Here is a 20,079-nt window from a genome sequence, read left to right as displayed (position 1 = left end):
GTGACCGCTCTCCTGTTGACCCGACGGATGCGGCCGGTAGACCTGTACACGGTGGACGTGTTGCTGGCGCTGGCCGTGGGCGGGGCGCTCTGCCCGTACGCGGCGCTGGAGTCGCCGCTGCACGGTGGCGTACACGAGCCGCTCTGGGTGTCAGTGCTGGTCGGGATGGCCCTGGGGCTGCCGTTGGCGGTCCGCCGACGCTGGCCGGTGACGGTGGCCGCGACGATCAGCTCCGTGGCCACCGTCGCCCTGATCACCGGGGTGATACCCAACTTCGCGGCCGCCGCGCCGGCGTTCGCCATCGGCCTGGCCTTCTACACGGTGGCCGTGTCGACGCCCACCCGCCGGTCGATGCTGTGCGCCGCCGGTTGTCTCGCACTGGTGAGCGTCGCCCTGGTGCTGACCGCTGGCGACCTCTGGTCGCGTACCGGCGCTGTCGTCTACGCCACCGTCATGATCGCGCCGGCCTGGGTGATCGGCTGGCTGATCCGGGAGCGACGCGCCCTCGCCGCCCGGCAGAGCGACCAGTTGGTCCGTCAGGCAGCCACCGAGGAGCGGTTGCGGGTGGCGCGCGAGCTGCACGACGTGGTCGCGCACACGCTGAGCCTCATCGTGGTGAAGGCGGCCGTCGCCAACCACGTCGCCGAGGCCGACCCCCGGGAGGCGGGCGCCGCGCTGCGGGTCATCGAGGAGACCGGCCGCACCGCCCTGACCGATGTGCGTCGCGTGCTCGGCGTCCTGCGTGCGGACAGCCCGTACGCCCCGACGCCCGGGCTGGACGAGTTGCCCGTCCTCGCCCGGCAGGCGGCGATCGGCGGGGTCGACGTGCAGCTCGACGTACGACGGGAGGAGCCGGCCGGCGCGGTGCCGGAGTCGGTGGGCCTCGCGGTGTACCGGATCGTGCAGGAGGCGGTGACGAACGTGGTGAAGCACGCTGCGCCGGCCGAGTGCCGGGCCACGGTGACCGTCCGGCCCGACGAGGTGCGGGTGGAGGTGACCGACGACGGGCGGCGGCCGGTCCTGCTCGGCGGGGAGGGGCACGGGTTGATCGGCATGCGGGAACGGGTGGCGTTGCACGGCGGGGAGTTCCGCGCCGGCCCACGCGCCGACGGCGGCTTCGCGGTGACGGCCAGCCTGCCCTACCGGGTGGCCGCGTGATCCGGGTGCTGATCGCCGACGACCAGGCGTTGCTGCGCGGCAGTTTCCGGCTGCTGGTCGATCTCAGCCCGGACTGCACCACAGTCGGCGAGGCGGGCACCGGCGCGCAGGCCGTCGCGTTGACCGGGCAGCACCACCCGGATGTGGTGCTGATGGACGTCCGGATGCCGGAGATGGACGGCATCGAGGCGACCCGACGGATCTGCGCCGACCCGGCGACGGCCGACACCCGGGTCATCATCCTGACCACGTTCGACCTCGACGAGTACGTCTACGGGGCGCTGCGCGCCGGGGCCAGCGGGTTCCTGCTCAAGGACACCCCACCGGCGGACCTGCTGACCGGGATCCGGGTGGTCGCCGCCGGGGAGGGGTTGCTCGCGCCGACGGTGACCCGCCGGCTGATCGACGAGTTCGCCCGGCGGCCGGAGCCGACCAGGCCGTTGCCCCGGCGGCTCGACGGGGTGACCGACCGGGAACGGGAGGTGCTGGCGCTGATCGCCCGCGGCCTGTCCAACGCGGAGCTGGCCGCGCACCTGAACCTCAGCCAGGCCACCGTGAAGACGCACGTCGGGCGGCTGCTGACCAAGCTGGCGGTACGCGACCGGGCGCAACTGGTCATCGTCGCGTACGAGACGGGACTGGTCGGGCCCGGCGGCCTACGCTGAGCCGATCGGCGCGCATCCGAGGAGGAACCATGACCCGTTACGTCGCCCTGCTGCGTGGGGTCAACGTCGGCGCCAACACCCGGCTGGCGATGGCCGACCTGCGCCGGATCGTCACCGACCTCGGTCACGAGGACGTCAGGACGTACCTGCAGAGCGGCAACGTGACCTTCGGCAGCACGGTGCGCGACGCGGAGAAACTGGCGGCCGGCATTGAGCGGGCGCTCACCGACGAGCTGGCGTTGTCAGTGCCGGTGCTGGTGCGCAGCGGCCGGGAGCTGGCGGCGATCGCCGGCGGCAACCCGTACGCCGACCGGGACGACGACCCGACCCGACTGCTGGTGGCCTTCCTCGCCACCGCGCCGGAGAGGTCCGCTGTGGACGCGCTCGCCGTGCCCGGTGGCGAGAACGTGTCGTTCACGGTGACCGGCCGGGAGGTGTTCCTGCACTACGTCGACGGCGGTTACGGCCGGTCGAAGTTCACCAACGCGTACCTGGAGAAGAAGCTCGGCGTGGTGGCCACCACCCGCAACTGGAAGTCGGTGCGGGCCCTGGCGGAGATGACCGCCGGCTGAGCACGGTGGGGGTCGCGGCCCCCGCGACCCCCATCCGCGCTGCTCAGAAGTGGTACGCGGTCTCGTACTCGGGCACCAGGACCCGGCTGCGCGGCGAGATCCGGCGGATCGCCGCGATCATCTCGTTCAGCCGGGTGCGGTCGGTCGGTGCGACGGTCGGCGGGTTCTGCAACGCCGTCTCGAAGTTGTCGTAGTGCACCGGCACCACGACCTTCGGGTAGTCGAGGCCGGCCAGCAGCCGGGGCAGGTAGTCGCCGGTGGTGGTGGCGTTCTGCATGGCCACCATCGCCACGTCGGGCGCGAGGCCGGTCAGATTCCGCTCGGCGACGTCGCTGGCCCCGGTGAAGTAGACCGACGGGCCGCCGTCGACCCGCAGCAGGTAGCCCAGCGTGTCGCCCTCCGGCAGGTCAGCGATGGTGGCCGGCTGCGGCGGTGGGGTCACCAGCACCCCGGGAAAGGCCACCGAGTACGACGGGTTGCGGCTGTGCAGTGAGCCGACCACCTCGACGGTGTGGTCCCCGAAGTCCAGCACCTCGCCACCCTTGACGGCGCTGAGCTGCGTCGACGGCAACCCGTAGGCCAACCCCAGGTGGTACGCGGTCAGCGTGCCGAACACCCGCGCGCCGGTGCGCTCGGCGATGTACGGCACGTCCATGAAGTGGTCCCAGTGGGTGTGCGTGACGAGCACCGTCAGGGCCTTGTCGACGCGCGGGTCGATCACGTCGGTGCGCACCGTCAACCGGGTCTGCGTGTTGAACGGGCCGGTGAACAGCCCGGTGTCGATGCGGCTGAGGAACGGGTCGACGAGGACGGTGCGGTCGCCGATGTCGACGCGCCAGCCGGCCGTACCCCACCAGCGGAAGCTGACCGCGCCCTTGCGGCGCGCGGTCGGCGCGGGAGCGGCGGTCGGGGGCGCGGCCTGGGCCGGGGTGGCGACGCCGGCGGCGAGGCCACCGGCGGAGACCAGGGCGGTGGTGGCGGCGGCGTCGCGCAGGAAGCGGCGACGGTCGAGGTTGGGCATACGGATCTGCTCCCCGTGCTCGGGTGATCGGTCGACACGAGCCAACCAGCGCCACCCGGCCCCGGTCCAAGATCAAACGCCGTCGGCTCCGATACGACGCCGCATATCGAACCTGCTCAGCGGCGGTGCGCAGACGCTCCGACGGGCGACAAATCAGTTACCGCGCAGCGCCTCGACGGCCGTCCGGGCGGCCTCCCCCATCGCCAGGTCCACGTCGATGCGGCGCGGGGCCAACTGTTCGGCACGGGCGAAGACGGCGATCGCGTACCGGCCGCCGTCGGGGTACTCGGCGACGCCGGCCTCCAGGTGCAACCCGGGCAGGGTGCCGGTCTTTCCGGACACCCGGACGCCGGGCGGGAAACCGGCGGCCAGCCGGGTCCAGAAGAGCTGCCGGGCCATCCAGGTGCGAACCATCGCGCACGCTGCGGGCGGCCCGGCCTCGTCCCGCCAGATCAGCGTGAGCAGCCGGGTGATCTCCCGGGCCGTGCTGGACGTGGTGCGCGCGGGGTCGAAGACCCGCATGGCCCGGACCCGCTCCGCCGGCAGGGTGGGAAAGATCCTGGCGAACTCCGCCTCGGTGCGCGCGCCCACGTCGGCGAGCATCACCTCGACCAGGTCCCGGGGGCCGCCGAGGACGCGGGTACGGGTCAGCCCCAGCTCGACGGCGAGGATCGGCAGCAGGTCCGGGCCGACCCGGCGCAGCAGCAGGTCGGCGGCGGTGTTGTCGCTGACCGACATGGCGAAGTAGGCGAGGTCGCGCAGCGACACCTCGGCGTCGTCGACGCAGCCCGCCAGACCCCACCCGCCGAGCCGGTCGGCGGCGGTGACCAGTACCCGCTCGGTCGGGTCCAGCTGACCGGCCTCGACCTGCCGGGCGAACTCCAGCACCAGCAGGATCTTGAAGATCGAGGCGATCACCACCTGCTCGTCGGCCCGCACCCCGACCTCCCGGCCACTGCCGGTCGGGCCGTCGACGGCCAGGTCCACAGCGTCCAGGTCGACGGCGTGCATGCTGGCCGTCACCCCGGCGGCGGCGAAGATGGCCTCGATCCGTTCCTGCACGTCCACGCCAGCACGGTATCCAGCGGCACCGTGGCGGCGCTGGCGTAGGGTCCCGGCCGTGGACCTGCTCCGGCACCTGCGGCACTTCGTGGTGGTCGCACACGAACTGCACTTCGGGCGGGCCGCGGAGCTGCTCGGAATGGCCCAGCCGCCGCTGAGCCAGTCGATCCAGCGGCTGGAACGGGAGCTGACGGTCGAGCTGTTCGACCGCTCCCGCCGCCAGGTACGCCTGACCACCGCCGGTGAGCTGCTGCTCGGCGAGGCGGAGGAACTGCTCGCCGGCGAGGGGCGGCTGCGCAGCCTGATGGCCCAGATCCGCGCCGGTGAGCTGGGCGTACTGCGGGCCGGGGTGCCACCGGAGACGCCCGCTGTGACGCTGCGCTCGCTGTTGGACGGGCTCACCGCCCGGGCACCCGGGCTGGACGTGGAGCTGCACGAGCTGACCACCGCCGAGCAGGTACGGATGCTCGCCGAGCGGACCCTGGACGTGGGGCTCGTGCATCACCCGGTGGCGGCGGACGGGTTACGGTTCGGCGCCCCGGTCGACGTACCCCTGGGGGTGTTGCTGCCGCGCACCTCGCCGCTGGCCCGCGACCGTGCGGTGACGCTGGCGTCGCTCGCCGGTCTGGATCTGGTGGCCGCGCCCCGCGCCACCGCCCCCGGCTGGCACGATCACCTGCTGGCGGTGTGCCGGCAGCACGGTTGGCGCCCGACCCGGGTGCGCCCGGCCCGCAACCCGGAGTTCCTCTTCGGGCTGGTGCTGGCCGGCGGCGCGGTGGCGGTGGAACCGGCGGCGGTGGCCCGCCGGGAACCCCGGATGGCCTGGCGGCCGATCGTCGACGCGCCGCTGGCGAAACGCACCTCGGCGGCCTGGCCAGAACGGTCCGCGCACCCGGCGGCGGCGATGTTCGGCCAACTCGCCGCGGACGTGCTGGCCGAGCCCACCGCGCCCGAGCCGCCGTCGGCGTCGACACCGGCGGCACGGCCGTGGCCGGTGCTGTTCGACACGACCGGGTGAACCGATCCGCCGTTGCGTTCGTCACGCCGGCTTGAGCGGTGATTCGTCCACCTGCCCGGGTATGGATGACAGGTAAACGAAGACGCGAAGGAGCCGCAGTGGCAATCACGATTCCCGACATCAGCCTGAACGACGGCACCACCATTCCTCAGCTCGGCTTCGGGGTGTTCCAGATCGAGCCGAAGGACACCGTCGCGGCGGTGAGCACCGCGTTGGAGATCGGCTACCGCCACATCGACACCGCCGAGATGTACGGCAACGAGGCCGAGGTCGGCGAGGCGGTACGGATGTCCGGCCTGGACCGGGGCGCGGTCTACGTGACCAGCAAGCTGAACAACGGCTTCCACCGCCCCGACGACGCCCGCAGGGCGTTCGACTCGACGCTGGCGGCGCTGAAGATGGACTACATCGACCTGTTCCTGATCCACTGGCCGCTGCCGACGCTGTACGACGGCGACTACGTGTCGACCTGGAAGGTGTTGGAGGAGGTCCAGCGCGACGGTCGGGCCCGCTCGATCGGCGTGTCGAACTTCCAGGTGCCGCACCTGCAGCGACTGGCCGACGAGGCGAGCGTCGTGCCGGCGGTCAACCAGATCGAGGCGCACCCGTACTTCACCAACGACGAGGTCCGCGCCTACGGCCGGGAGCACAACATTCTCACCGAGGCGTGGTCGCCCATCGCGCAGGGCAAGGTGCTCGGCGACCCGACGGTTGTCGACATCGCCGAGCAGCTCGGCCGGACCCCGGCGCAGGTGGTGCTCCGCTGGCATGTGCAGCGCGGCGACATCATCTTCCCGAAGTCGACCACCCCGAAGCGGATCGAGGAGAACACCCGGATCTTCGACTTCGAGCTGGACGACGTGGCGATGGAGCGGATCACCGAGCTGAACAAGGGCGAGGCCGGTCGGCAGGGCCCGAACCCGGACACCTTCGCCTACCTGCCCAACTGACCTGAGCCGCCGGCCACCGGCGGATGATGTCCCGGTGAGCGCTATACCTCAGAGGCATAACTATGACTCTGAGGTATAGCGCTTTCGACGTCAGGAGCCGACGCGCTCGGCGAGCCGGCGGAACACCGCCTCAGTGGGCGAGCCTGGCTCGGGGACGTAGACGATCATCCGCTGCTCGGTCTCCGGAACGTGCAGCACCCGGCACTCGAACTCCAACGATCCCAGCTCGGGGTGCGGCACCCGCTTGACGATGGGGCGGCGCTCCTCGACATCGTGCTCCGCCCAGAGCCGCGCGAACCGGGGCGAGGTACCGAGCAGCTCGGTGACCAGCTCGCGGATCGCCGGGTCGGCCGGGTAACGGCCGTAGGCGGCCCGCAGGTCCGCCACCGTGCTGCGGACGAAGCAGATGGTCTCGGCGTCGGTCCAGTGGCTGTCGGTCGCCGGACGCCGGAAGGTCCAGCGGATCATGTTGCGGTCCGCGTCCGGCACGGCCGAGAGGTCGCCCATGAAGGACGTGGCAAGCCGGTTCCAGGCCAGCACGTGGTACGCGGCGTCGACGAGGTACGCCGGGGTCTCGGTCATGGCGTCGAGCAGGTGCCGCAGTCCGGGCGTCACCTCCCGGCTCGGGCCGACGGTACGCGGCGGGTTCTCCCCGGCGATCCGGAACAGGTACTCGCGCTCGTCCCGACTCAACATCAGCGCCCGGGCCATCGACGCGAGCACCTGCCGGGACGGGTGCGGTCCGCGGCCCTGCTCCAGCCGGATGTAGTAGTCGATCGACATCCCGGCGAGCTGGGCGACCTCCTGCCGGCGCAGCCCGGGGGTCCGTCGGCGTTCACCCTCCGGAAGCCCGACCTCGGTGGGCCGCAACCGGGCGCGGCGGGTACGCAGGAACGCCGCCAGTTCGTCACGCCGCAGGCCGCTGCTCGTCATGCCCCCAGCATGCCCCGGGCCGGGCCGGCCAGGGTGGTACCACCGGTCCCAGCCTCGGCCCGTCTCTCCCCGGGCGCGGCCAGCCCGGCGAGGCTCGACGGCATGACGAACATGATCGCCCTGATCACCGGGGCCAACAAGGGAATCGGCTTCGCCACCGCCCGGCAGCTCGGTGCCCTCGGGATGACAGTGCTGGTGGGGGCACGGGACGCCAAGCGGGGTCGGGCCGCGGAGCGGGAGCTGCGCGACGGCGGCGCGGACGCGGTGTTCGTGCCACTCGACGTCACCGACGCCGAGTCGGTGACGGCCGCCGCGAAGCGGGTGGAGGCGGAGTACGGCCGGCTGGACGTGCTGGTCAACAACGCCGGCATCATCCTCGCCGACGGCGCACGGGGGCTGCCCAGCGAGACGACAGTGGCGACGCTGCGCCGGCTGTACGAGACGAACGTCTTCGGGGTGGTGGCGGTGACCAACGCGCTGCTGCCGCTGCTGCGCCGGGCACCGGCCGCCCGGATCGTCAACGTGTCGAGCGAGATCGGCTCGATCGCGGTGATGACCGACCCGAACGGCGCGCTGTTCGAGCTGACCTCCGTGCCGTACCCGTCGTCGAAGGCGGCGCTGAACATGCTCACCGCGATGTACGCCAAGGAGTTGCGGGACACCCCGATCACTGTGAACGCGGCGAACCCGGGCTACTGCGCCACCGACCTGAACGGCAACAGCGGCTTCCGCACAGCAGAACAGGGCGCCGAGGTGAGCGTGCACCTGGCGACCCTGCCAGCCGACGGGCCGAGCGGGCTGCTGTGGGGCTTCCAGATGGACGCCGGCGGTGGGTACGGCGTGCTGCCCTGGTGACCTGTCACCGGCCGCCCCGCCGACCTCAGCTCACTGTCGGTGGGGCGGTCAGGTCGAGTTGCCAGTCGTTGGCCCGCATCATCCGCCCCGGCGGATATTCGAAACCGGTCTCGCCGAGCAGCGTGAAACCCGCCTTGCGGCACACCGCGTTCGACGCGGGATTGTCCACCGAGGGGTAGGCGTGCGCGTAGCGCCGGTCCTGTCGGGCGCGGACCACGTCCACGACCGCACGCACCGCCGTCGTGGCCAGCCCCTTCCCCCGGTACGCGGGCAGCACCGCCCAACCCAGCTCGTACACCGGGTGGTCGCGCCACTCCCGACCCCAGTAGCCGACGCTGCCCGCCCGTGCCCCGTCCGGCAGCACCAGCGTGAACATGCAGCCCTGCCCGGTGTCGGCGAAGTGCACGTACCGGTCGTGGCGGGCGAGCACCTGCTCGTCGGTCTCCGGGCCGCCGGTGTGCTTGCGGGTGTCCGGTGAGTTGAGCTGCCGCAGCAGGTCGAGGTCGTCCTCGTGCCACGGTTCGATGCGTACCTGGGCCATCCTGTTCCCCCGTTCGTCGACCCCAGTCAAGCCGATCCCACCGACACTCCGCCCCGAAACCGCGCCCGCTAGATCAGATCTAGCGGGCGCCCGCTGTCACCTCGCGCCTTCAGAATGGAAGGGGGTGGCCATGACGCCGCTACGGATCGCCGTGATCGTCGGCAGCACGCGGGAGGGGCGGGTCGGCGACCGGCTCGCCACCTGGTTCGTCGAACAGGCCGGGCGGCACGACGACCTGGCGGTGACGGTCGTTGACCTGACCGGGTACGACTTCCCGGCCACCTACCCCGCCGAGCCGACCGCGCCGATCCGGGCGTTCGTTCGCGAGGTGGGCCGGGCGGACGCGTTCGTCGTGGTCACCCCCGAGTACAACCACAGCTTCCCGGCACCCTTGAAACAAGCCATCGACTACGCGTACGACGAGTGGCAGGCCAAACCTGTCGGCTTCGTGTCGTACGGCTGTCGGTCCACCGGCGGGCACGCCGTCGACCAGCTCCGCACCGTCTTCACCGCACTGCACGCGATGACGGTGCGCGACGTCGTCGGGATCGACCTGCTCGCCGGCGAGCCAACCGCCCGGTGCACCGACGAACTGCGCCGCGACGTCGACGCCCTGCTCGACCAGCTGCGCTGGTGGGGCCTGGCGCTGCGCGACGGCCGGGCGGCTCGACCCTACGTCTCCTGAACACGTCCGCCACGAAAGGTAGAAATCATGAGTAGACGCACCACCGGCCTGGCCATCGAGGCCGAAGGGCTCACCCGCTCGTTCGGGGACACCCGGGCGCTGGCCGGCATCGACCTGCAGGTGCCCGCCGGCACCGTCTACGGCCTGCTCGGCCCGAACGGCGCGGGCAAGACCACAGCCGTCCGGGTGCTCGCCACGTTGCTGCGACCCGACGGCGGTTCGGCCCGGGTCTTCGGGCACGACGTGGTAACCGAGGCCGACAAGGTCCGTTCCCGGGTCAGCCTCACCGGCCAGTACGCCTCCGTCGACGAGGACCTCACCGGTACGGAGAACCTGGTGCTCCTGGCCCGCCTGCTCGGCCTGCGCAAGCCGGCCGCTCGGGACCGCGCGGCAGCGCTGCTCGCCGCGTTCGGGCTGACCGAGGCGAGCGACCGTCAGGTGAAGAAGTACTCGGGTGGGATGCGGCGACGCATCGACATCGCCGCGAGCATCCTGAACACCCCGGATCTGCTCTTCCTCGACGAACCGACCACCGGCCTCGACCCGCGAAGCCGCAACCAGGTGTGGGAGATCGTCCGAGCGGTGGTGTCGCACGGGACGACCGTGCTGCTGACCACCCAGTACCTCGACGAGGCCGACCAGCTCGCCGGCCGGATCGCGGTGGTCGACCACGGCCGGGTGATCGCGGAGGGCACCCCGGGTGAGTTGAAGTCGTCGATCGGCTCGGGCACCGTCCACCTGCGACTGCGCGACCCGGGGCAGCGCCCCGACGCGGAGCGGGTGCTCCGCGAGGCACTCGGTGTGCCGGTGCAGCTCGCCGCCGATCCGGTGGCGTTGACCGCCCGCGTCGGTGAGGCCGGCACCGACCTCGACGCCAGCGCCCAGGCCGCCCGCGTGCTCAGCGACCTGGCCCGCGCCGGCATCGTGGTCGACAACTTCTCCCTCGGCCAGCCGAGCCTGGACGAGGTCTTCCTGGCCCTGACCGACCACCCCGCCGTGCCGACCGACGAGCGCAACGACGAGCTGGAGGCAGCCCGATGAGCGATACCACCACCACCACCACCGAACGGGCGCCGGCCGTCTACGTTCCGTCCGCCGAGGCGCTGGCGACAGTCCTCGCGCCCGGTGCCCGACCTCCCCGGCCGAGCGCGCTGGGCGCGTCGATCACCTTCGGCTGGCGGGCCATGCTGAAGATCAAGCACGTGCCGGAGCAGCTCTTCGACGTGACCGCGTTCCCGATCATCATGGTGCTGATGTTCACGTACCTGTTCGGTGGCGCCCTGGCCGGCAGCCCGCGTGACTACCTGCAGTTCTTCCTGCCCGGCATCATGGTGACCAGCGTCGTCATGATCACCATGTACACCGGTGTCGGCCTCAACACCGACATCGAGAAGGGCATCTTCGACAGGTTCCGGACGCTGCCCGTCTGGCGCCCGGCCGCCCTGGTCGGCATGATCTTCGGCGACGTGCTGCGCTACATCCTCGCCGCACTGGTGATCCTGGGCCTCGGGCTGGTGCTCGGCTTCCGGCCCGAGGGCGGGGCGCTCGGTGTCGCCGCCGGCATCGGACTGCTGGTGATCTTCTCGTTCGCGTTCTCCTGGGTGTGGACGTTCTTCGGGCTGATCCTGCGCAGCGAGAAGTCGGTGATGGGGGTCAGCATGATGGTGCTGTTCCCGCTGACGTTCCTGAGCAACGTCTTCGTCGAGCCGAGCACCATGCCCGGCTGGCTCCAGGCGTTCGTGAAGGTCAACCCGGTGACGCAGCTGGTGGCCGCGATCCGGGGCGCGATGAGCGGCGAGTCGGACCCGTCGGCAACGATGTGGCTGCTGCTGTGGAGCGCCGGCTTCGTCCTCGTCTTCGGCACCCTGACCATGTACAAGTACAACCGCCGCTGACAGTGCGACGGACGCCGCCACAGCCGTGGCGGCGTCCGTCCGTCGTTGGCGCGTCGGTCTGCGGTCAGACGACCGCTGGCACCTCGGTTCGGCTGGTGCCGCGCAGGCGGGTGGCGTCCTGGCTGGGCGGCGCGCCGAACTGGCGACGGTATTCGCGGCTGAACTGCGACGGGCTCTCGTAGCCGACCCGGATGCCGACCCCGGTGATGTCGTTGGGGTGGGTGGCGAGCAGGAGCCGGGCCTCCTGCAACCGGATCTGCTTCTGGAACTGGATCGGGCTCATCGCGGTCACCGCCTGGAAGTTGCGATAGAACGCGGACACGCTCATCCCGGACAGCCTGGCCAGCTCCTCCACCCGGAACGCCTGCGCGTAGTGGTCGCGGATCCACCGCACCGCCCGGGCGATGTGACTGAGGCTGCTGTCGGCCAGGCCCAGCTGCCGCACTGCGGCACCCTGCTCCCCGCTGAGCAACAACCAGAGAATCTCCCGTTTGATCAGGGGTGCGAGCACCGTGACGTCCCGGGGCCGGTCCAGCAGTCGAAGCAGTCGGACCACCGCGTCGCCGAGCTCGTCGGGAGCGTCGCTGACCACCATCCCGGAGGGCGTTCCGCCGGACAGAGGTGGGAGGTCGCCCGGTGCCGCCTGCAGCAGCAACTCGGCGACCGTGGCCGGATGCAGCACCAGCCCGAACCCCAGCGCTGGCGAGTCGGCGCTGGCCTGGGTGAACCGGCCGGTGACCGGCAGATCCACCGACGCGACAAGGTACTGGCCGGCCCGGTACTCGTACACGCGGTCACCCAGCGCCATGTGTTTGGCGCCTTGAGCGATGAGCGCCAGCACGGTGCCCGACATCGACGTGGTTGGCCCGGTCTGCTGGTCGACCTTCGAGATCAGCACCCCGTCGATGGGGGTGCGCATGTCCGGGTGGGCGTGGCGGGCCAGCAACGTCCGCAGCTCGTCGAGGTACACGGCCCGATTGAAGCACATGACCGATGCTCGTCACAACGAGAGAATCAGGCAAGAACCCAAGAGCATCTTTCTAACGTTTCCGCTGGTGGCGATGGTCTTATTGAAGTGTCAGTTTTCCGAGATCGCAGCAAGAGCTAGACGATTAGGAGTCACTTCGATGACTGTCCACCACGGGTTCCAGGCCACCATGACCGCTCAGCCGGGAAAGGCGGACGAGCTGATCGAACTGTTGCTCGACGCGCCGTCCCTGCCCCACCCCGACTGCGTCGTCTTCCTCGTGGCCCGCTCGGCCACCGACCGTGACGTCGTCCACGTGATCGAGGGCTGGACCAGCGCCGAGGCGCACAGCGCGTTCTTCGCCGGGGAGCAGGCGCAGGCCCTGGTCGCGAAGCTTCAGCCGCTGCTGGCCGGCGACTCGACGTACACCGACGCCGTGCCGGTCGGCGGCAAGGCGACCTTCTGAGCCGGCGACAGCACCCCCCTCACCCGACCCGCACCAGCGAAAGGATCCACGATGAACCTCCCCCGCCCGGGCATCGACCCCGAGTTGCTCGTACCCCTGACTGAGCTGCCGCCCATGCCGCCCCTCGGCCCCGAGGTGATCGAACAGCTTCGCCACTTCCCCCAACCGTCGATCGATATCCACCTGGAAGGCCGCGCGGTCTCCCGGCGCGAGGTCACAGTTTCCGCCGGCGACGGAACGCCGATCCCGCTGTCCATCCTCAGCCCCACCGATCGTGCCGCCGGCGCGCCCTGCGTCTACTGGATCCACGGCGGCGGGATGATGTGGGGCGACCGCTTCTCGAACATCGACATTCCGCTGGAATGGCTCGACCGGTTCGGTGCCGTCGTGGTCTCGGTGGATTACCGGCTGGCCCCGGAAGCAACCGGCACGACCCTGGTCGACGACTGCTACCGCGGTCTGCTCTGGGTGGCCGAGAACGCCGCGGATCTCGGCATCGACCCGGCCCGCATCGTCGTGGCCGGCGCCAGCGCCGGAGGTGGCCTTGCCGCAGGGGTCACACTGATGGCTCGCGACCGCAACACCCCGACCATCGCCGCCCAACTGCTGTCGTGCCCCATGCTCGACCACCGCAACGACACCACCTCCAGTCACCAGTACAGCGGGCTGGACGGCGTGTGGACCCGGGAGATGAACGAGTTCGGGTGGCGCAGCGTCCTCGGCGAGCACCCCGACCAGAACGTCTCCGCGTACGTCTCACCCGCACTGGCGGACGACCTGTCCGGTCTGCCGACCACGTACATCGACGCCGGGACCGCCGAGGTGTTCCGCGACGAGGACGTCGCCTACGCCACCCGGATCTGGGCCGCCGGCGGCCAGGCCGAACTGCACCTGTGGGCTGGCGGCTTCCACGGATTTTCGGCGCTGTTCCCGCATGTTCGCGTCTCCGACGCGGCACGGCGCACCCAGGCCGACTGGCTCGCCCGGGTCCTGGAACCCGGCCCCGATCTCAAGGACTGAGCTGAGCCAACGGCCCGCCCCGGCCGTGGGTTCAGAGCCGCCAGGGCAGCGGCTCGGCGGGCCGGTAGCGGCAGGTGGTGCCAGTGGAGACGGAGTCGCGCAGGTGGCTTGCCAGTGCCGGGTGCCGGTCGTCGAGCTTGCGTAGCGTGTCGCGGATCCGCGCGGTCACCGTCTTGCGGGCCCGTTCGGCCTCGTCGCCCAGGCGGCGGCTCCGGCCGGCGAGGCCCGCCGCGGCACGCAGCTCGTCGAGCAGCGCACCCCGCTCGGCGTCCAGTTTGGACACCTTGAGGTCGTCATCGCGGGCGGCGGCCCGGTCGATCTCCTCGTCGAGGCGGGCCAGGTGCCGCCGGTAGCGGGCCTTCCCCTCGTCGTCGAGGACCGGGTCGGCTCCCATCCGGCGGGCGGCCACCAGTTCCGGCCCGGCCGCCGGGTCGAGCAGCTCGACCGCCGGCACGTCACTGCCCGGGTGGCTCAGCAGCAGGTGCAGGTCGTGCAACCCCTTGGCATCGGGCAGGTGCACGACCACACCGGCGTACGCGAGTTGCCAGACCGGCCCGTCGCGCCGAAACTCGTACCCCGCGATGGCCGACGCGACCGGCACGGCCTGGCCGGGCGCGGCGGTGTGGTCCGGGCGGTCGGTGTCGGGGGTCGTCGGGGCGGCGAGCCGGTGCAGCACCTGCGTCATGCCGAGAGCGGTCGCCTCCTGGATGGTGGCGGCCCGCAGCAGGGTCACCGTCGCGGTGTCGTCCGGGCGGCCTCGGCTGGCGAGGGCACGCACGAGGCCGGTGCGGGCGAGCAGCGACCAGGGCCGGGAGCCCAACCGGTCGGCGGAGTGGTGGGCGGCGGTGAAGCCGGCGACGGCGTCGTCCCAGCGGCCCTGGGCGGCGTCGATCAGCGCCAGCCAGTAGTCGACCGGGCCGCTGATGTCGCAGCCGAACAGCCCCACCATCCACTCTCCACGATGCGGGGCGAGCGCGGCCCGTGCGACGTCGCAGCGCTGCGGGTCGGCGGACGCGGCAGCGGCCTGCGCGCGTAGCCGGAGCCAGAGCGGTGACACCGGGCGCGGGTACCGGACGGCGGCGGCCTCGATGCCGGCGGTCAGCCGCACCGCCGTCTCGTCGTCGCCCCGCTCCGCCGCGGTGATCGCTTGCAGCAACTCCCGGTAGGGGTAGTCGGTCGGGGCCAGCCCGTCCAGCAGGGTGTCGGCCTCGGCGAACCGACCCTCAAGCAGCAGCCGGGACCAGCGCAGGTGATGGCCCATGAACCCGAACTCGGCATGGCTCGGGTCAGCGATGTCGGTGATGTCGGCGAACCGCTCGTCGGCCTCGGCGAAGTCACCCCGGAAGGCCGCGATGATGGCGCTGTCGACGGAGGCCGCTATCCGGTACCGGGTGGGGTCGCCGTGCCGGTCCGCGTTGACGAAGGTGGTGAACTCCCCGATGAAGCCGGGATCGCCCAGCTCCAGCAGCGCCACCCAGCGCAGCGCGGTGGCCCACAGCTCGGTCTCCCGGTCTGGTGTCCGGCGGGCCACGTCCCGGATCTCGGCGGTGAGCGCGGCGCGGGCCGCCGCGGTGCCCAAACCCCAGGTGGTGTCGTGGCGGGCCCAGAGGCTGAAGGTGAGCGCCTCGTCGTCCTGCCCTCGACGGGCGATCGTCTCGGTCGCGGTGATCAGGTCGGCGACCAGCGTGCCGACCGACGCGTCGGCGTCCGGTTCGCCGATCAGCCGCCGGTACGCCTCGCGTACCAGCTCCGCCGCCTCGACGGAGAAGGCGACCTCGACCTGGCGGGCGCGGTTCACGATGAGGGCGACGCGGGCCAGCAGCACCGGGTCGTCGAGGGTACGAGCCAGCACCCCGGCCTCGGTGAGCAGCGCGATGGCCTCTTCCCGACCGGCGTGGTGGTACTGCGTCTCACCGAACTCGACCAGGATGCGCACTCGTTGTTCCCGGTCGTCGACGACCTCCAGCGCTCGACGGAAGTGCACGGCCGCCTCGTCGCCGGCCAGCCGGACGAACGCGTCCCGCCCGGCGGCGACCAGCAGGGTGGCCACCCGGGCCGGGTCGAGCGCGGGGCCGGCGAGGTAGGCGTGGCGGGCGAGGTCGGCGGGGATCAGCCGTTCGGTGAGCTCCGGCAGGTCGTCGACCGCGCGGACGAGCGCGGCGTGTCGGGCCTGCCGGTCGTCGTCGGTCAGCCCGTCGTAGAGGGTTTCGCGGACCAGGTCGTGGGCGAACGCGAAGCGGCCACCGCCCCGGGAGACCACCAGCCGGGCGGTCACCGCCCGGTCGAGTAGCCGGTCGACCTGCGCGGCCGGGGCGGCGACGCAGGCCGCGAGGACCTGGCGGTGGAACTCACGACCCAGCACAGCGGCGACGGTCAGCGCTTCGACCACGGCGGCGGGCAGCTGGGCCAGGCGGCGGCGCACCGCCTCCCGTACGCCTGGCGCGATCGCGCCGACCGCGTCGTCGGCGTGCCACAGCCGCGCGGTCTGCTCGACGAAGAACGGGTTGCCGCCGGTACGCCGGTGCACCTCGTCGACCAGGCCGGCCTCGGGCTCGCGTCCGGCGGTCCGGGTCATCAGCGCGGCCACCTCGTCGCGGGTGAAACCGGTGAGGGTGATCGTGGTGGCCTTCGCGACGAGCGGCATCAGCAGCGGGCGCAGCGGATGCTCACCCGACTCGACCTCGGCGTCACGGTAGGTGCCGATCAGCAGGAGCCGCTCGAACCAGGTGTGCTGGGCGGCGAAGCTCAGCAACCGCAGTGAGGCCGGGTCGGCCCAGTGCAGGTCGTCGAGGACGACGACCACCGGCCGGTGCTGGGAGACGGCGACCAGTGCGGCGGTCACCGCGTCGTACAGCGCGAACGCCTCCTGGTCGACGCTGTCGGTGTCGACGCCGGCCCAGCTGGCGAGCCGCTCGGCCTGCTGCTTGCTGGCGTCGGTCTCACCGAGAAGTGCCGCGAGGGCCGGCTCGGCGTCCGGTCGCGCCACCGCCCAGTCGTCGGCGGATCGACGCAGGCCGCGCAGCACCTGCACCCACGGCCAGTAGCCGGGGGCGCTGTCGGAATCCCAGCACGCGGCGCCGAGCACCAGCGCGCCACGGTGCCGGGCCTCCCGGGCTGCCGACGTGACGAGGGTCGTCTTGCCGATGCCCGGCTCGCCGGTCACCAGGACGAGGCCGCCGTGACTGGTGGTGGCGCGGTCCAACTCGGCGCGCAACAGGCCCGCAGGATGATCCCGTCCGATGATGGCGTCGCCGCGCCGCGCGTCCATGGTTTCCAGACGGTACGGCAACCGTCCGACAGCGCGAGCGAGTTAGCCGGCCGATCCCCTCTCCTGATCCCAGGGGAGCGCACGTGTCGATAGGGCGCTGTCGAGCTGATGTCGCCAATGAATCGACCCTACCTGTCACTAAACTTCCCTATCGGCATAGGATAGGGAACGATGACGGAAGACATGTACTCAGTTGAGCAGGTGGCCGACCGGCTGGGGCTGCACGTGCGGACGGTGCGCAGCTACATCCGCTCGGGCCGGCTGCGCGCGGTGCGGATCGGCAAGCAGTACCGGATCGCCGCCGGTGATCTCGACACGCTCACCGGTCGGGCCCCGACCGCGCCCAGCCTCGCCAGGCAGGCGGAGGTGTCGAGCATCGTCCAGATCGACGGTGTCGACAGAGCCGCCGCCGACCGGCTCGGCACGCTCGTGCTCACCAGCGCCAACACCGCCCACGACCAGGCCAATCCGCTGCGGGTGCAGACCGTCTACGACGCGCAACGCCACCGCATGAAGATCATCATCCTGGGTGACCCGGCCGCCACCGCCGAGTTGCTGCACCTGCTCGACGCTGTACTCAACGCCGACAACGGCCTGCTCGACCGGGAGGTCCACGATGCCTGACGAGATCCAGGAACGCGCCGGAGTGCCGGTGCTGGTCTGCGACCCCGACGGCCCGCCACTGGCCACCGAGCAGGATGCGCTGGACCTGATCGGGGCGGCGTTCCTCGGCGCCCAGGTGGTCGCCGTGCCGGCCAACCGACTCGACGAACGGTTCTTCTCGCTGGGCACCCGCTTCGCCGGCGACGTGATGCAGAAGTTCGTCAACTACCGGCTGCGACTGGCAGTCGTCGGCGACATCTCGGCGCAGCTCGCGGAGAGTTCTGCGTTGCGCGCGCTGGTGCACGAGTCGAACCGGGGTGGGCACATCTGGTTCCTCCCCGACCTCGACGCGTTGGACACCCGCCTACGCGCCGGCAGATAGCCACCTCACTGGTCAGGCACGACCCGCCATCTCCACCGTGTCCGGCTCCACTCCCCCGACCCGAGCCTGCTCGGCCGCCCAGCGGAGATAGGCCAGCCACTCCTCCGACGACCACCCGTTGCGGCGACCGACGCCCGCCTCGGCCGGGAGCTGGCTGGCCACGACACGGTCGAGGATCAGGGGCTGCACCCCGCCCACCCCGCGGCGGTAGCCGACGAAGTAGAGGACCTTCGTGAACAGGCCCGGCCCCAACCAGGGCAGACGAGCGTGGTCGGGGTCACTGAAGCGGCGGTACGCCGTACACAACGCCTCCTGGTCGGGCGCTGGTGTGGAAACCTCCTCCAGCGCGTACGCCAGGCGTTTGCCGCCCGGATCGGCGTCGAGCGACCTGGCGGCGCGCCACGGGCCGTACCCGAGGGGTCCGTAAGCCCAGGCCAGCACGGCGGTCAGTAGTTGCCGTGGGCTCGCGGACCCCGCCCGGTACGTGTCGGCCACTACGAAGACGTCGCGCCGCCAGAGCTCCCCGCCAGCTGGCAGGGTGTCGGGCCACGCCTCCGGGGGCAGCCCCGCCCGCCATCTGTCCATGTTGACCCGGACCGGAGCCCGCTCCCCCGGTAACACCACACCCCCGGTCGCCTGCATGGTCGCCTCCCCCAGATCGCGCTCGCAGAACTCCGTGGTTCGGACACTATGGTCGGCCGCTTCCACCCGTTGCCTGCCGACAGCAAATCGCGGTATCACGCCTGTCTTTGGGCAGCCAGCATCTGACGGGATCGAGAACGTCGCATGGTTGACCTACGGTGCTCCCGTGCTTCCCCGAAACGTGAAGATCCTCGATCAGGTCCGCGCCGAGGCGCTGCGCCGCGGCATAGCCGCTGGCGACGTGGAGCGCTGGCTGGGGCTTGCCCGCCCGTCTGCCTTTCTGACACAGGGGGGTGACGGGCCGGTTGTGGGTGCCATCCGTGGGCCCGTGATGCTTCCGGCTGACGCCGAGGACCCCGAGTTCCCCCTGATCGCCACCATCGACTGCGCTGCCCTTCCGGCAGACGTGACCGACCTTCCACTACCGTCCGACGGCCAACTGTTGTTGTTCGGCTGGCCCGAGGAAAGCGGCTGGGGCGAGGTCATGTACGTGCCGGCAGGCGTGGCGGTCGAGGAGCGAGAGCAGTACCCGCCTGACTTTCCGCCGGACGACGAAGAGTTCGCCGAGGTCTACGCCGAGATCCCACCGGGCGATCTGCACCTCACCGTCGACATCTCGCTGCCCTACGTCAAGACGATCCCGGGGCCCCCGTGGTCTCCGCCGCTGCCGGGAGACCCCCCGTTCGAAGAGATGACCGAGTTGTGGAAGGACGTCCTGGGCAAGGTGCCGGACGGCCCGTTCTCTGGAGGCTGGACGCCGCTGCTGTTGGGCGGCTACGGCACTGAATGCAACGGCTTCAACCCCGCCTGGTTGGGCGCCAACCCCTCGGGCCGGTCCGGCCACGACGGAGGGGTACGCGGTGGCGGGCCACCCGACCATGGTGACTGGGTGGTGCTGGCCGAATTCCACGGAGGCAGACAGGGCGGCGCGAGCATCCACTGGGTGATCCAGCGTGCCGACCTGAAGGAGCGACGCTTCGACCAGGCGAGAGTCCTCGTCTACTGGAACCCGTGAGGCCGCTGGAGCTGACGGGGGCTCAGGACTAGCCGCACAGGGACCGGGTACGCGCGATCCATGGGTAGCCACAAGCAGAACAAACACGACAGCGGCGGCGAGTCGGCACGAGGCCGGCGGCATTCGGGCAGCGGCGCTCCGGGCCGCCAGGGCTCGCCCGTGGAGCACTCGCCCGACCAACGGCACCGCCGTACCGCGACCGGCCCGGCCGGCACCGAACGCGACCTGGGCCGGGCCAAGGTCTCGGGCGACGGGCGGATCCAGCGCCAGGGCGGCTCCTGAGCCGACCACCCAGCCGGTGCAGCCGCTCGCGTGTTCGCAGGGCGCCTGCATCGGCTGGTCGGTCTCTACGGCGTGGCGC

At 71.4% G+C, this 20,079-nt stretch carries 22 protein-coding genes; 15 read left to right on the top strand and 7 right to left on the bottom strand.

Going from position 1 to position 20,079, the window contains the following annotated elements:
• From ACX27O_RS06425 to ACX27O_RS06415, 3 genes are read left to right on the top strand one after another with little or no spacing between them, the layout of a single operon-like run.
• Entirely contained in the window at positions 1-1,158 is a 1,158-nt protein-coding gene (locus ACX27O_RS06425) for a sensor histidine kinase (RefSeq protein ID WP_307857773.1), read from the top strand.
• On the top strand, positions 1,155-1,823 hold the full coding sequence (locus tag ACX27O_RS06420) for a response regulator (RefSeq protein WP_030331357.1): 669 nt from the start codon (positions 1,155-1,157) through the stop codon (positions 1,821-1,823). Before ACX27O_RS06425 ends, ACX27O_RS06420 begins: the two co-directional genes overlap by 4 nt.
• Positions 1,824-1,852: 29 nt before the next feature.
• Positions 1,853-2,395, top strand: coding sequence for a DUF1697 domain-containing protein (locus ACX27O_RS06415; RefSeq protein WP_458939056.1), 543 nt, complete (start codon positions 1,853-1,855; stop codon positions 2,393-2,395).
• Between the two features lie 43 nt (positions 2,396-2,438).
• Here ACX27O_RS06415 and ACX27O_RS06410 read toward each other — a convergent pair whose 3' ends face one another.
• Positions 2,439-3,416 (bottom strand): MBL fold metallo-hydrolase, encoded by a 978-nt coding sequence (locus ACX27O_RS06410; protein ID WP_030331361.1) that lies wholly within the window; start codon positions 3,414-3,416, stop codon positions 2,439-2,441.
• A gap of 153 nt (positions 3,417-3,569) precedes the next feature.
• Positions 3,570-4,484, bottom strand: a complete 915-nt coding sequence (locus ACX27O_RS06405) for a serine hydrolase (protein ID WP_358125437.1) — start codon at positions 4,482-4,484, stop codon at positions 3,570-3,572.
• 52 nt (positions 4,485-4,536) lie between these two features.
• Between ACX27O_RS06405 and ACX27O_RS06400 the strand changes: the two genes are divergently transcribed.
• Together ACX27O_RS06400 and ACX27O_RS06395 are read left to right on the top strand one after the other, a co-directional pair.
• Positions 4,537-5,496, top strand: a complete 960-nt coding sequence (locus tag ACX27O_RS06400; RefSeq protein WP_357638311.1) for a LysR family transcriptional regulator — start codon at positions 4,537-4,539, stop codon at positions 5,494-5,496.
• Positions 5,497-5,594: 98 nt separating this feature from the next.
• Positions 5,595-6,446 (top strand): aldo/keto reductase, encoded by an 852-nt coding sequence (locus tag ACX27O_RS06395; protein ID WP_279517113.1) that lies wholly within the window; start codon positions 5,595-5,597, stop codon positions 6,444-6,446.
• Between the two features lie 90 nt (positions 6,447-6,536).
• On the opposite strand, the gene ACX27O_RS06390 is transcribed toward ACX27O_RS06395, so the two are convergent.
• Positions 6,537-7,379 carry a helix-turn-helix transcriptional regulator gene (locus ACX27O_RS06390; protein WP_210861390.1) on the bottom strand — a complete coding sequence of 281 codons (843 nt, stop codon included), beginning with the start codon at positions 7,377-7,379 and terminating at the stop codon, positions 6,537-6,539.
• Between the two features lie 102 nt (positions 7,380-7,481).
• Between ACX27O_RS06390 and ACX27O_RS06385 the strand changes: the two genes are divergently transcribed.
• The gene (locus ACX27O_RS06385; RefSeq protein ID WP_458939055.1) at positions 7,482-8,234 is read left to right on the top strand and encodes an SDR family oxidoreductase; all 753 of its coding nucleotides are present in this window, start codon (positions 7,482-7,484) and stop codon (positions 8,232-8,234) included.
• Between the two features lie 25 nt (positions 8,235-8,259).
• On the opposite strand, the gene ACX27O_RS06380 is transcribed toward ACX27O_RS06385, so the two are convergent.
• The gene (locus ACX27O_RS06380) at positions 8,260-8,775 is read right to left on the bottom strand and encodes a GNAT family N-acetyltransferase (protein ID WP_458939054.1); all 516 of its coding nucleotides are present in this window, start codon (positions 8,773-8,775) and stop codon (positions 8,260-8,262) included.
• Between the two features lie 130 nt (positions 8,776-8,905).
• On the opposite strand from ACX27O_RS06380, the gene ACX27O_RS06375 reads away from it, so the two are divergent.
• From ACX27O_RS06375 to ACX27O_RS06365, 3 genes are read left to right on the top strand one after another with little or no spacing between them, the layout of a single operon-like run.
• Positions 8,906-9,460: an NADPH-dependent FMN reductase gene (locus tag ACX27O_RS06375; protein ID WP_030331374.1), complete on the top strand. Its 555-nt coding sequence runs from the start codon at positions 8,906-8,908 to the stop codon at positions 9,458-9,460.
• Between the two features lie 27 nt (positions 9,461-9,487).
• Positions 9,488-10,501, top strand: coding sequence for an ATP-binding cassette domain-containing protein (locus ACX27O_RS06370; protein WP_458939053.1), 1,014 nt, complete (start codon positions 9,488-9,490; stop codon positions 10,499-10,501).
• Positions 10,498-11,355 (top strand): ABC transporter permease, encoded by an 858-nt coding sequence (locus ACX27O_RS06365; protein ID WP_458939052.1) that lies wholly within the window; start codon positions 10,498-10,500, stop codon positions 11,353-11,355. The genes ACX27O_RS06370 and ACX27O_RS06365 overlap by 4 nt, the downstream gene beginning before the upstream one ends.
• A gap of 64 nt (positions 11,356-11,419) precedes the next feature.
• Here ACX27O_RS06365 and ACX27O_RS06360 read toward each other — a convergent pair whose 3' ends face one another.
• Positions 11,420-12,325, bottom strand: coding sequence for an AraC family transcriptional regulator (locus ACX27O_RS06360; RefSeq protein WP_458939051.1), 906 nt, complete (start codon positions 12,323-12,325; stop codon positions 11,420-11,422).
• Between the two features lie 157 nt (positions 12,326-12,482).
• Between ACX27O_RS06360 and ACX27O_RS06355 the strand changes: the two genes are divergently transcribed.
• Both ACX27O_RS06355 and ACX27O_RS06350 read left to right on the top strand, forming a co-directional pair.
• Positions 12,483-12,788, top strand: coding sequence for a putative quinol monooxygenase (locus ACX27O_RS06355; protein WP_210862083.1), 306 nt, complete (start codon positions 12,483-12,485; stop codon positions 12,786-12,788).
• A 51-nt stretch (positions 12,789-12,839) separates the two neighbouring features.
• Positions 12,840-13,808 (top strand): alpha/beta hydrolase, encoded by a 969-nt coding sequence (locus ACX27O_RS06350; protein ID WP_210865112.1) that lies wholly within the window; start codon positions 12,840-12,842, stop codon positions 13,806-13,808.
• 31 nt (positions 13,809-13,839) lie between these two features.
• Here ACX27O_RS06350 and ACX27O_RS06345 read toward each other — a convergent pair whose 3' ends face one another.
• Positions 13,840-17,076: an ATP-binding protein gene (locus ACX27O_RS06345; protein ID WP_458939050.1), complete on the bottom strand. Its 3,237-nt coding sequence runs from the start codon at positions 17,074-17,076 to the stop codon at positions 13,840-13,842.
• Positions 17,077-17,247: 171 nt separating this feature from the next.
• Between ACX27O_RS06345 and ACX27O_RS06340 the strand changes: the two genes are divergently transcribed.
• Both ACX27O_RS06340 and ACX27O_RS06335 read left to right on the top strand, forming a co-directional pair.
• A complete protein-coding gene (locus ACX27O_RS06340) occupies positions 17,248-17,700 on the top strand; it encodes a helix-turn-helix domain-containing protein (protein ID WP_458939049.1) in 453 nt (150 codons plus the stop codon).
• Positions 17,693-18,061: a DUF4180 domain-containing protein gene (locus tag ACX27O_RS06335; RefSeq protein ID WP_030331392.1), complete on the top strand. Its 369-nt coding sequence runs from the start codon at positions 17,693-17,695 to the stop codon at positions 18,059-18,061. The genes ACX27O_RS06340 and ACX27O_RS06335 overlap by 8 nt, the downstream gene beginning before the upstream one ends.
• A gap of 12 nt (positions 18,062-18,073) precedes the next feature.
• On the opposite strand, the gene ACX27O_RS06330 is transcribed toward ACX27O_RS06335, so the two are convergent.
• Positions 18,074-18,703, bottom strand: a complete 630-nt coding sequence (locus ACX27O_RS06330; protein ID WP_030331394.1) for an 8-oxoguanine DNA glycosylase OGG fold protein — start codon at positions 18,701-18,703, stop codon at positions 18,074-18,076.
• Positions 18,704-18,884: 181 nt separating this feature from the next.
• On the opposite strand from ACX27O_RS06330, the gene ACX27O_RS06325 reads away from it, so the two are divergent.
• A complete protein-coding gene (locus tag ACX27O_RS06325) occupies positions 18,885-19,718 on the top strand; it encodes a YwqG family protein (RefSeq protein ID WP_210858533.1) in 834 nt (277 codons plus the stop codon).
• Positions 19,719-19,778: 60 nt separating this feature from the next.
• On the top strand, positions 19,779-20,000 hold the full coding sequence (locus tag ACX27O_RS06320; protein ID WP_030331398.1) for a hypothetical protein: 222 nt from the start codon (positions 19,779-19,781) through the stop codon (positions 19,998-20,000).
• Positions 20,001-20,079: the final 79 nt, after the last annotated feature.

It is taken from the genome of Micromonospora sp. SD19 (genome assembly GCF_054462275.1).
The sequence above is the reverse complement of the archived record's forward strand: the minus strand, read 5'-3'. Positions and strand labels throughout refer to the sequence as shown.